The organism is Streptosporangium heterodermiicola (genome assembly GCF_051390675.1).
Lineage (GTDB): Bacteria > Actinomycetota > Actinomycetes > Streptosporangiales > Streptosporangiaceae > Streptosporangium.
In genome coordinates this window covers 1-11,054 of record NZ_JBPJSR010000043.1, presented here as the reverse complement: position 1 = coordinate 11,054, position 11,054 = coordinate 1, and the positions used below count along the sequence as shown (strand labels likewise).

The 11,054-nt window shown below is 68.1% G+C and carries 12 protein-coding genes; 10 read left to right on the top strand and 2 right to left on the bottom strand.

The features are described from left to right. Positions 1–396: 396 nt before the first annotated feature. From ACSC1Q_RS41555 to ACSC1Q_RS41525, 7 genes are all read left to right on the top strand, one after another. Positions 397–1,281, top strand: coding sequence for a VOC family protein (locus tag ACSC1Q_RS41555; protein WP_436764251.1), 885 nt, complete (start codon positions 397–399; stop codon positions 1,279–1,281). A gap of 58 nt (positions 1,282–1,339) precedes the next feature. After that, positions 1,340–2,314 (top strand): ABC transporter substrate-binding protein, encoded by a 975-nt coding sequence (locus tag ACSC1Q_RS41550; RefSeq protein ID WP_436764250.1) that lies wholly within the window; start codon positions 1,340–1,342, stop codon positions 2,312–2,314. A gap of 225 nt (positions 2,315–2,539) precedes the next feature. Next, a complete protein-coding gene (locus ACSC1Q_RS41545; protein ID WP_436764249.1) occupies positions 2,540–3,283 on the top strand; it encodes an ABC transporter ATP-binding protein in 744 nt (247 codons plus the stop codon). After that, the gene (locus ACSC1Q_RS41540; protein ID WP_436764248.1) at positions 3,280–4,047 is read left to right on the top strand and encodes an ABC transporter permease; all 768 of its coding nucleotides are present in this window, start codon (positions 3,280–3,282) and stop codon (positions 4,045–4,047) included. The genes ACSC1Q_RS41545 and ACSC1Q_RS41540 overlap by 4 nt, the downstream gene beginning before the upstream one ends. Beyond that, positions 4,044–4,850 (top strand): ABC transporter permease, encoded by an 807-nt coding sequence (locus ACSC1Q_RS41535; RefSeq protein ID WP_436764247.1) that lies wholly within the window; start codon positions 4,044–4,046, stop codon positions 4,848–4,850. The genes ACSC1Q_RS41540 and ACSC1Q_RS41535 overlap by 4 nt, the downstream gene beginning before the upstream one ends. Further along, positions 4,847–5,815 (top strand): amidohydrolase family protein, encoded by a 969-nt coding sequence (locus tag ACSC1Q_RS41530; protein WP_436764246.1) that lies wholly within the window; start codon positions 4,847–4,849, stop codon positions 5,813–5,815. The genes ACSC1Q_RS41535 and ACSC1Q_RS41530 overlap by 4 nt, the downstream gene beginning before the upstream one ends. A 77-nt stretch (positions 5,816–5,892) precedes the next feature. Next, the gene (locus tag ACSC1Q_RS41525) at positions 5,893–6,405 is read left to right on the top strand and encodes a flavin reductase family protein (protein ID WP_436764245.1); all 513 of its coding nucleotides are present in this window, start codon (positions 5,893–5,895) and stop codon (positions 6,403–6,405) included. Positions 6,406–6,428: 23 nt separating this feature from the next. Here ACSC1Q_RS41525 and ACSC1Q_RS41520 read toward each other — a convergent pair whose 3' ends face one another. After that, positions 6,429–7,652: an IS110 family RNA-guided transposase gene (locus ACSC1Q_RS41520; protein WP_436764244.1), complete on the bottom strand. Its 1,224-nt coding sequence runs from the start codon at positions 7,650–7,652 to the stop codon at positions 6,429–6,431. 251 nt (positions 7,653–7,903) lie between these two features. Between ACSC1Q_RS41520 and ACSC1Q_RS41515 the strand changes: the two genes are divergently transcribed. Continuing rightward, entirely contained in the window at positions 7,904–9,112 is a 1,209-nt protein-coding gene (locus ACSC1Q_RS41515) for an acyl-CoA dehydrogenase family protein (RefSeq protein ID WP_436764243.1), read from the top strand. Between the two features lie 74 nt (positions 9,113–9,186). Next, the gene (locus ACSC1Q_RS41510; protein ID WP_436764242.1) at positions 9,187–9,669 is read left to right on the top strand and encodes a MarR family winged helix-turn-helix transcriptional regulator; all 483 of its coding nucleotides are present in this window, start codon (positions 9,187–9,189) and stop codon (positions 9,667–9,669) included. Positions 9,670–9,896: 227 nt separating this feature from the next. Here ACSC1Q_RS41510 and ACSC1Q_RS41505 read toward each other — a convergent pair whose 3' ends face one another. Further along, complete coding sequence (locus tag ACSC1Q_RS41505) at positions 9,897–10,238, bottom strand: hypothetical protein (protein WP_436764241.1); 342 nt, start codon at positions 10,236–10,238, stop codon at positions 9,897–9,899. A gap of 57 nt (positions 10,239–10,295) precedes the next feature. Between ACSC1Q_RS41505 and ACSC1Q_RS41500 the strand changes: the two genes are divergently transcribed. After that, positions 10,296–10,457: a transposase gene (locus tag ACSC1Q_RS41500; protein ID WP_436764240.1), complete on the top strand. Its 162-nt coding sequence runs from the start codon at positions 10,296–10,298 to the stop codon at positions 10,455–10,457. The last annotated feature ends 597 nt before the right edge of the window (positions 10,458–11,054 follow it).

The window sequence follows — 11,054 nt, the reverse complement described above, 5'->3', positions numbered from 1 at the left end:
GCCTTAGCGCATGCCCGAAGGCGATGTCGGCCTCCTCCAACCGCTGCGGCGCCTCAATGCCCAGCCGCGGGTCGCGCCGCCGAGAGTGTGAGCCCAGATGCCTTCTCCTGGGCGGCCTGCCCCGCCCGCGCCTGGCTGACGAGATGGCGGCGCAGCCTGCTCGGCTGCAGGCCGGCGGGCTCGGCGAGGGCGGACAGCGAGATCAGCCGCCGCGCTTCCTCCAGGACGGTGAGGACCTTCGTCCTTCGTCATCGGCTCGGCAGATCGGACCCCTGCCGCCCGTCATGACCCTTGATCAAATATAGCGTTACGCATTATGCATTGCGTTCACTAATGACGGATTGTACGGTGTGGGCACATCGACACGAGAGAAGGTTTCCTGTGGGTGCACATCACGTGATTTCCCTGACCAGGCGTGTCCCCGACCTGGACGCCACCCGTGAGTTCTACCGCCAGTTCGGGCTTCAGGAGACCTCGCCCGGCACCTTCGCCACCACTGTCGGGGGCGAGCAGCTGTTCCTGCTGGCGGGCGAGATCCCGCAGGTCGTGGAGATCCACATCGGGGTCGACGCCGCCACCGATCTCGACCAGGTCGCGGCCCGCCTGAAGGCCTTCGGCGTCGCGGCGGAGCGCGCCGCGACATCCCTCAAGGCGGTCGAGCCGGTCAGCGGAGTCGCTGTGCGCCTGTCCGTCGCCCCCCGCCTGCCGAAGGATCCGCCGCCGAGCGCGCCGTCCTCGGTCGAGCGCACCGAACTCGTGCGACGCGGCCCACTCGTTCCGCTCCGGCTGGGCCACGTGGTCCTGGGCTGCACGGACGTCGAGCGCGCCAAGGGCTTCTTCATCGAAGGCATCGGGATGCGGTTGAGCGACTACGTCATCGGCGGCCCGTTCATGCGGTTCGAGACCGATCACCACAACATCGTCCTGCTGCCCGCGCCGATGACCCTGCTCCACCACACCGCGTGGAAGGTCCGCAACGTCGACGAGGTCGGCTACGGCGGATCACAGATGATCGAGAACCACCCCGAGCGGCACGCCTGGGGCCTGGGACGGCACGGCGCGTCCGCCAACTACTTCTGGTATCTCAAGGACCCGGCCGGCGCCTTCGCCGAGTACTACTACTCCGAGATGGACGACCTGGCCGACGGCCCCTACTTCTGGGACCCCGTCCCCGGCACCGATGATCTCCCCGTCGCGGTGTGGGCCTCCCCCGCTCTCGAGGAGCGACCTTTGATCCCCGAGGCGATGCGCGCGCCGCTCCTCGCGGCGAACGAGCAGTAGGCGCTCACCCGCACCGCCTGGCGTTCCTCCGCCACCTCACCCCCTGGAGAGCCGGACCATGAGTCGTTCCCCCTCCCGTCCCACACGATTGACCGCCCTCGCCCTCGCCCTCACGATGACCATGGTCGCGGGCTGCTCCCCCGATGGCGCGAACAGCGATGACGCCGTGCGCATCGCGCTGATTCCCGCGACGCCACCGAGCCTTCCCCTGATCGCCGAGAAGAACGGCGATTTCACTGCACAAGACCTGAAGGTGAAGATCTCCTCGCTGCCAAGCACCAGCATCACCACCTTCGCCCCCGCGCTCGGCCGCCAGTACGACATCGCCTGGGGCACACCCGCCGACGTCATCGCCGCCTCGGCCCAGGGTCATGACATCACGGTGATCGCCGGCGCCTATGTCGACAGCGACGACCGCTCCCAGGCCCAGATCTTCGCCTCGAAGTCCAGCAAGGTCACCTCTCTCGCCGGCCTGACGGGCAAGCGCATCGCGACACCCTCCCTGTCCGGAACGTTGTACCTGGCGGTGCTGACCTCGCTGAAGAAGACGGGAGTCGACGTCAAGGACGTCACGCTCGTCGAGGTGCCCTTCCCGAACATGCTCGACCAGCTCAACGCGGGCCGGGTCGACGCCATCGCGACGATCCAGCCGTTCATCGGCGGCGTCAAGGCCGCCGGCCACGCCGCGCTCGGCGACCCTTTCCTGTCGGTCGCCTCCCCCACCGTCGCCGGCATGTGGATCGCGGACCGGCAGTGGGCGGACAAGAACCCCAAGAAGGTCGCCTCGTTCATCGCCGGCCTGAACGCCGCCGACACCTGGGTCTCCTCCCACGACCAGGAGGCGCGGTCGTTCCTGTCGGCCGCGTTGAAGCTGCCGCCGCAGGTGATGGCGAACGTTCCGCTACCGGACTGGGACAGTTCCATCTCTTCCGACGCCCTGGCTCCATGGATCGACGCCGTCGCGGCCTCCGGACAGGTCAACGGCACATTGCCGAAGTCCGCCGACCTCGTCGCCACCTCCGAGAAGGGATGATCATGAAGGCTGCGAACGTATCCGGGCGAACGGCTCCGCGCGCCGGACACACCGGCTTCGATCCCGACGCCGTGCCCGAGCCGCGGACGGGGTTCTCGGCGCGGGCCGGGGTGGCGACCGCGGTACGGGGCGGCTGAGATGGGCGCGCGGTCATCCCGGGCATCCGCTCTTTCCCTCACCGCCGACGGGCCCGCCGACGCCACGGCCCGTCTCCAGCTCCAGGACGTGTCGGTCTCCTTCACCGTCAAAGGCCTGCGACGCACCGTCCTGGCCGGCATCTCCTGCGAGATCAGTCGTGGCGAGGTCGTCGGCATCGTCGGCCGGTCCGGGACGGGCAAGACCACCCTGCTGAACACGCTCGGTGGAATCCTGCGGCCCGGCACCGGCCGGATCCTGCTGGACGGGCAGTCTTTCGATCGCCCCACCAAAAAGGTGATCACGGTCTTCCAGGATTACGGCCAGGCGCTGCTGCCGTGGCGGACCGTCCGGCGAAACGTCTCACTCGGCATCGAACGCGAGTTCAGCCGGACGCAGGTCGCCGAACGCGTCGCCCGCGCCCTGGCGATGACCCATCTGGAAGGCAACGCCGACGACCTGCCCTGGCAGTTGTCGGGCGGCATGCAGCAGCGTGTGCAGATCGCCCGTGCTCTCGTCATGGAGCCGGAGGTGCTGTTGCTGGACGAGCCTTTCGGGGCTCTGGACGCGATGACCCGGGCGGCGCTCCAGGACGACTTGCTGAAACTACAGCGCGAGACGGGTTTCACCGTCGTGTTCATCACCCACGACGTCGACGAGGCGGTGTACCTGGCCGACCGAATCCTGGTGCTGGGCGGTTCACCGGCGAACATCGTGCGAGAGGTCGTCTCCGGGCTGCCTCGCGAACGCGACCAGCTCGACACCCGTGAGTCATCGCGATTCATCGCCGCCCGGCGGTCCCTCGCCGACGAGTTGCGGGATGAACGATCATGAGCCGTCGCCTGGTCGGCGCCCTGGGAGCGGTCACGCTGCTGCTGCTCGTGGCGGCATGGGAGGTGCTCGTCCGGCTTCACATCCTGACCTTCACCTATCTTCCCGCCCCCAGTGCCGTCCTCTCCGCCGTGGAAACCCTCGCCTCCGGTGGGGATCTGGCGGCTCGCGTGCTCCACACCACGGTCATCGCGCTCCTGGCCTGGGCGTTGGCTCTCGCGTTCGCGCTGGCCGCGGGCACGGCGATCGGGCTGTCGCCCAGGGTGTGGCGTTATTCGATGGCCTCCATCGAGATCCTGCGGACATTGCCCGCGGTGGCGCTGGTGCCCGTCGTGCTGCTGGTCCTCGGTCCCACGACCACGGCTGAGATCGTCGTGGCCGCCTACGCGGCGAGCTGGCCCATGGTGATCAGCGTGGCCGCCGGGCTGCAGGGCACACCACAGCGGCTGATCGACGTGGCCCGGCAGATGCAGCTGTCACGGGCACGCGTCGTGGTCTCGCTCATGCTGCCCTCGGCCATGCCGTTGATCCTGGCAGCCGCCCGGCTCGCGCTGGGCATCAGCCTCATCGTCGTGGTCCTCGCCGAGATGGTCGGCACCTCTCAGGGACTGGGCGCCGGCATCGTGGAGATGCAGATGGCCCTGCAGCCCGAGAACATGTGGGTCTACGTCGTCTGCGTGGCACTGCTGGGCACCGCCCTCAACGCCGCCCTCCTCCTCGCGGCTCGGCTGACGTTCTCCCCCCTGCTGGCGAAGGACGCGCCATGAGACCTTCCGGGCTCCGCCGCCGTCCCAGCACGGCCCGGCCGCTGTTCCCCCCGCTGGTCGGGCTGCTCCCCCTCGCCGTCCTGCTCCTGGCATGGCAGATGCTCGGCGATCGGGGATCGGCGGACTTCCCGCCGCCGACATCATGGATCGAGGCGATCGAGGCCGTCCGGCAGCGGGGCCTCCTCGTCCCCGCCCTCCAGCGCACGCTGCTGGTCTTCGCCGCCGCGCTCGCGATCGCGACCGTCATCGGGGCCGCGATCGGGACACTCCTGGGCGCCTCGACCGTTGCCCGCAAGGCGTTCGGTCCCCTCACCGAGCTCCTCCGCAACTTCCCGCCGCCGGCCGCCGTGCCCGTCGCCGTACTGTTGTTGGGGAATACGACGACAATGAGCCTCATCGTCATCGTCGCCACCGCGCTCTGGCCGATCGTCCTCAACACCCAGGAAGCGGTGCGGGTGATTCCGCGCGTCCGGATCGACGCGGGACGCGCGCTGGGCCTGTCGCGCGGTCGCCAGATCAGCTCGATGATCGTTCCAGGAGTCCTGCCCGCGGTGATGATCGGCGTCCGGGTCGCCACCCCGATCTGCCTCATTGTCGTGCTACTCGCGGAGATGCTCGCCTCCACCGGTGGGATCGGACACCTGATCCTCGAACGGCAGCGCCTGTACGACTCGGCCGGAGTCTTCGCCTGCCTGGCCATCGTCGGCGTCCTCGGCCTGCTCACCTCCACACTGGTCGGCGGTTTCGAACGCGTCCTGTTGCGCAATTGGCCGCCCGGCCACAACGGAAGGGAATCCCCATGACCGGTCGTCGCATCGACGTCCACACCCACTACCTCGGTCCGGCCGTGGCGGAGATGTTCGCCTCCGGGTTCTCCCTCGCCGGCGGGTACAAGATCCCCGCACAGTGGAGTCCCGACGCCGCGCTCGCCTTCATGGAACGGCACGGCATCCAGACCCAGATCCTGTCCGCGCCATGGTCCTTCGCGGGCACCGAGACCGATCCCGAGCTGGCGACCCGGTTCTGCCGGGCGGTCAACGAGGAGTACGCGGACCTGATCAAGCGGTACCCCGGACGGTTCGGCGCCTTCGCCGCGATCCCCGCCGACGACTCCCAGCGAGCCCTGGCCGAGCTCAGGTACGCGCTGGACGAGCTGCGTCTCGACGGTGTCCTGCTCACCTCCAACGCCGTGGGCGGCCACTATCTGGGCGGTGACCACTACGAGCCGATCCTGGCCGAAATCCACGAACGCGGTGTGCCCGCGTTCGTCCATCCCCGCAACCCGCCCTGCCTGGACGCGGTCGGATTCGGCCGCTCCCCGTCTGTCGTGGAGTTCACCTTCGACACCGCCCGCACCGTCACCAACGCGATCTACACGGGCGTCTTCCAGCGCTATCCCGCACTCAAGCTGATACTCGCGCACTGCGGAGGCCCGCTGCCCTCCCTCGGCTGGCGCATCGCCGAACACACCGAGATGGGGATGGGGCCCGGCGACGCCGACATCGACCCCGCCCACGTCACCCGTGTGCTGCGCGGCCTCTACTACGAGACCGCGCTGGCCGGCAGCCGCAACTCGCTTCTGCCCACCCTGGAGGTCACCGGCCCCGACCATGTGCTGTTCGGCACCGACTGGCCGCTCGCGCCGGAAGCCACCGTGATCCACAACATCGACAACCTCACGGCCTTCGAGAACCTCACCGCCGAGCAGCTGTCGGCCGTCGAGCACGACAACGCCCTTCCTCTCTTTCCTCGCCTCACCCAGCACTGATGCATTGACAAATGTTGCAAATGAAAATTAGCGTGACAGGGCCGCGCCCTCCCCCGGCCGGTGAAAGGAGCCAGACGATGCCCTCCCCCCGAACCGACGACCTGCCCGCCGCGTTCCGCACGGTCATGCGCCACGTCGCCGCGACCGTCACCGTCGTCACCGCCGCCGCCGGCCGCGAGCACGGGATGACCGTGACGGCGGTCTCCTCGCTGTCGATGGAGCCGCCCGCGCTGCTCGTCTGCATCAACCAGCGGACGCTGCTGCACGACCTCATGCTGCGCGGTTCTCGCTTCTGCGTGAACGTCCTGGCCCATGACCAGGCTCCGGTCTCCGCCGCGTTCAGCGGCACCGTGGCGCCGGCGGAGCGGTTCGCCGTCGGCGACTGGAGAACCGACGAGGACGGGCTGCGTTTCCTCGCCGACGGGATGGCGAGCCTGTTCTGCCGCAACACCGCGACCATCCCCTACGGCACCCACACGATCTTCGTGGGTGAGGTCGCGGAGGTCCGCCGCAACGGCGTCGAGCGGCCCCTGCTGTACCAGAACACCCAGTACTGCCGGTGCGAGCCCATCGACGCCGTCCCGGCCTGAAAGACATCCCAGGAGCTTAGATGTCAAGCCGCAAGCGATTCCACGTGATGCGACCAGGCGGTCGTCTCGTCGTAGAGCGTGCCGGTCTTGAGACAGCCATGCAGGATACCGACGAGGCGGTTGGCGAGCTGGCGCAGGGCGGCGTTGTGGCCGCAGCCACGGACCCGTTGCCGGTCATAACAGGCACGCGCGCCGGGCGAGCACTTCAGGACGCTGAACGCCTGGGTGAGCAGGGCGTCGATCAGCCGGTCATTGTGCACGAACCGGGCCAGGGCGACCTTCTTCTTGCCGAACGCACAAGTGATCGGAGAGGTCCCGGCGTAGTTCTTACGGGCCTTGGCGGTGGCGTAACGCGTGGGGTCATCGCCGAACCCTGCGAGCACCCGGGCCCCGAGAACCGTTCCCAGTCCGGGCTGAGACAGGATGATCTCAGCGGCCGGGGGCTGCCCAAAATGTTCCTCCACCTGCCCCTGCAACGTCTTGACCTGGGCGATCAGCACGTTCAAAACCGCGATCAGCGCCTGGACCGAGGCGGCGTAGGCGGCGGTCACGACGTCGGGCTGACCCAAGTGCTCGGCACGCAGGGCTGCCTGGAACGCGGTGGCCTTGTCGGCGACGTTCTTGCGGCGGGCCCGCCTGGGCGCGGCGCTGATCTGCCCGCTCGTCAACCGGGCCGCCTGAGCCGGGGTGGGCGCCTTGGCCAGCAGTTCCCGGGCGTCGGCGGCGTCCAGGTCGTCGAAGGCCGCCAGCGCGGCGGGAAAGTAGTCGCGCAACGCGTGCCGCAACCTTTGGGTGTGTCGCGTGCGCTCCCAGATCAGGGTCTTGTGCATGCGGGCCACGACCTTGACGGCCTCGGCCTGCGAGGTGTCGCCGGCCACGGGGCGCAACGCGTGGGAGTGGGTGCGGGCCATGTCTGCCAGCACGTGCGCGTCCCCGGCGTCGCTCTTGGCGCCGGAGACGCCGAGCCGGTCGCGGAACCGGGCGGCCTGCAACGGGTTGACCGCCAGCACGGTGTATCCGGCGGCGACCAGCGCCCGCACCCACGGACAGCGGTCGGTCTCGATGCCCACCAGCACATCGACATCGTCGGCGCCCTCGCCGGCCAGCTCACCGACGATCGTGTGCAGCCGGGTCATCCCGGCTACGCCTTCGGGCAGGCGAGCCTTGGCCAGCTGGCGGCCACAGGCGTCCATCACCTCCACGTCGTGGTGATCCTCGGCCCAGTCGTCTCCCACGAACAGTCGCACCGGTTCTCCCGTTCTCGATGCCGATCACCTTCAGCGGCCTGCGTGAGAACCATCGGCGACCCGATCAAGCAGTGCTCACGCCCGGGCGGGCGGGCACGACATCCCATCAGCGATCACTTCTCCCGGCCGACCGGCAGGGGCACTGTCTTTCATCAGGACTCAAGGTCCAGGAAATCCGAGTGCTCACCCGTCGGCGGCTACCACCAGGAGTCTGCCGGATGGCCTACTCCCAAAACCGATTGGGAAGTCCGATGAGCACGACCGACACATTCGCCCAGCCCCGTACAGAGCGGGAGTTCGCCGACAGAATCGGTGTGATCGCGGCGGCCGCCCGCGCGCGCGCCGAGCAGACCGAACGCGATCGCCGGGTCCCCGACACGACGGTCGCGGAACTCCGCGACGCAGGCTTCTTCAAACTCGTGCAGCCGCAGGCGTTCGGCGGCCACGAGCGCGACTTCGACGAGCTTGTCCGGCACATCCTCACCCTGTCGGCGGCATGCCCGTCCACCGGCTGGACGTGCGGCCTGTTCGCCGCCCACCAGTGGCTCCTCGCCGGCTTCGACCGGCGAGCACAGCACGACGTGTGGGACGACGACCCCGACGCCCGGATGTGCGGCTCCTACGCCCCCAGTGGCGTCGCCCGGCTCGACGGGGACGGCTACCGGATCAGCGGTGCCTGGTCCTTCGCCAGCGGCAGCGACACCGCGACCTGGGCGGTGTGCGCGTCCTTCCTGCCCACCCCGGAAGGCGTCCGCGGCGCCCCGGCCTTCTTCCTCGTCCCCGCCACCGACTACACCCTTCAGGACGACTGGCATGTCGCCGGACTATCGGGCACCGGCAGCAAAACCCTCGTCCTCGACGACGTCTTCGTGCCGGCCCACCGGCTCCTGCCCCTGTCCGACGCCATGGCCGGAACGACACCGGGAGCCGCTCTCAACTCCCACAATCCCGGATTCGGCATCCCGATGCTCTGTCACATCCCCTCCTGCCTGGCGGCCGTTGCCGTGGGAGCGGCGGCCGGAGCGCTCGACGACTTCCAGCACCTCGCCGGCACCCGCCAGACCCGCGGCGCACTGGCGGGCGCGGGCAGCCGGATTGCCGGATTCGCCACCGTTCAGCTGCGCGTGGCCGAAGCAGCCGCGAGCGTCGACTCCGCGAAGGACCTCCTGCTCCGCGACCTCCGCCGACGGGTCGAGACCGTCCGCGCCGGACACGAGATCTCCGTCGAGGAGCGGATCCTCAGCAGGCGCGGCCAGGCCTTCGCCGTGTCGCTGGCCGTCCGCGCCGTCGAGGCCGTCAACGGCGCCACCGGCGGCCAGGGGCTCGCCCTCGCCAACCCGATTCAGCGCGCCTGGCGCGACGTCAGCGCGGTGAGCCGGCACATCAGCCTGAACTGGGACGCCGTTGGAACCATGACCGGCCAGGCGGCCCTCGGCCTGTCCCCGCAAGGCCAGTACTAAAGTTGTGTCCGCATCTCTTGCATCTCAATTTGATGCTGTAGCAACAACGCAGGTAGGAAGGTTAAAATCGTCGTGTGCCAGAGGAAACGTACGAGTCTCCTGCCTACCGCTTCACCGATTCGGTCCCTTACCTGCTCAATCGGCTTGGTGTCCGATTGGGTGAGCGATTTGGGATGCAGCTGAAGGAGCACGGTTTGACGGTGCCGATGTACCGCGTGCTGGCGGTATTGCGCGAGCACGGAGATCAGCGTCTGGGAGAACTCGCCGTGATGACGACGATTGAGACCTCGACACTGTCCCGGCTGATCTCCTCGATGCGCAGGGACGGGCTGGTGTCCCGGGATCGCCCTGAGGACCACGGGCGCGTCGTGGCGATCAACCTAACGGAAAGGGGCCGGGCGTTGGTGGAGCCTTTGGTGCCGCTCGCGGTCGAGTACGAGCTGATCGCCACAGCGGGGATGAGCATGCGTGAGCTCGATCGGTTCAAGCAGATCCTCAAGGAGATGTACGACAACCTTGAGCCCTCGACGCCGGAACGCTCGATGGCCGGCCGCTGAACAGCGCGGCGATCCAGCACCGGGCATCCTGTCTGACGTAAAGGTACGAGGCGTCGCCGACGCCGCTGGTTGACTCCCGGTGGACGAGTAGCCGGCCCATGACGGGGCGCCCAGCGGTCGAAGTGCTCTGGCTCTGACGGGGCTCCGATCTCCACCAGAGTAGGAGCACTTCGGCATCGGTACCGCAGGCCCGGGACGGGAAGGACCCACGGTGGCTTCTCCTGGCTCTACGCCGGCCAGATTGAGCTTGCTCCGTTGTGACGGATATCCTGTGATGTAGTGGTCAGGCCGCCCGCACCATCCTCGCCGCGGCACCCACTCCGGCCGCGGCCGCCCAATTCACCAGCCGCCGCCTGCACGCACTCCTGCACGCCGCCGACCACCAGCGCAACGTCGAGGCGTGGGCCGACAAGCTCCAGGCCCACTTCCGCGAACAACACCTTCGCCAGCTTTCGATCGTCGAGGAAGCCCTCGGCCGCCAAGCCCAGGCCATCCTGCTGCAACTGGATGCGGCCTGCCGTGTCGCCGACGAGCTCGCCGAGGCCATCAGCGAAGCCTTCTCCCAGCACCCGGACGCCGCCGTCATCACCGGCTTCCCGGCCCTGGCCGAACTCACCGGCCCCCGCGTGCTTGCCGAGCTTGGCGACGACGGCGTCCGTTTCGCGGACGCCCGCACACTGAAGGCCTACGCCGGATCGGCGCCGACCACCCGCCCCTCAGGCGAAAGCCTGACCGTCCACCATCGCAAGGTGAAGAACCAGCGTCTGGCGGCCGCCAGCTACGTCTAGGCTTTCGCCTCCCTGCGAACGCCTGGCCTTTGATCTCTTACGACCACCGACGCGCCCAAGGCGACCGGCACTCCAGCGCTCTGCGCAACACTTTCAACCGGATGCTCGGCTGCTTGCGCCACTGCCTCCAGAAGGGCGTGCTCTACAGCGAGAACGTCACCTTCCGCCCTCGCGAAGCAGCTGCAGCTCGACGGCTTACGCAGATCGGATGTCTTTGTGGTCAGTCACCTAGGGGCTCGGTGCTCGCATAGATCTCGTACGACTCCCAGCGCCCGCCCACATCCTCCCGTCCTCACAGCGCCGCCATCTCGTCACTCCTACGGCAAAAGCTTCACGGAAAGTGAAGCTGCTTCGATGTGCGGTGATCGATCCGGCAAACGGAAGGCGCAGCTCGCGGGCAACGAGCAAGGTGCGGAGGGTCCAGCACCCTCAACTCAAGAACTGTTGCCCAACCCGAGCCAGCCTCTCGATCATAAACGACCGAAAAGTTTCATGATGGATTCGATTAACGCTTAAAGGCGAATATCGCTATAACTTGTCGATCGTATTCGGTCAGACTCAGTCATAGGACGTCTTGACTTCGAACTCATTAAATGT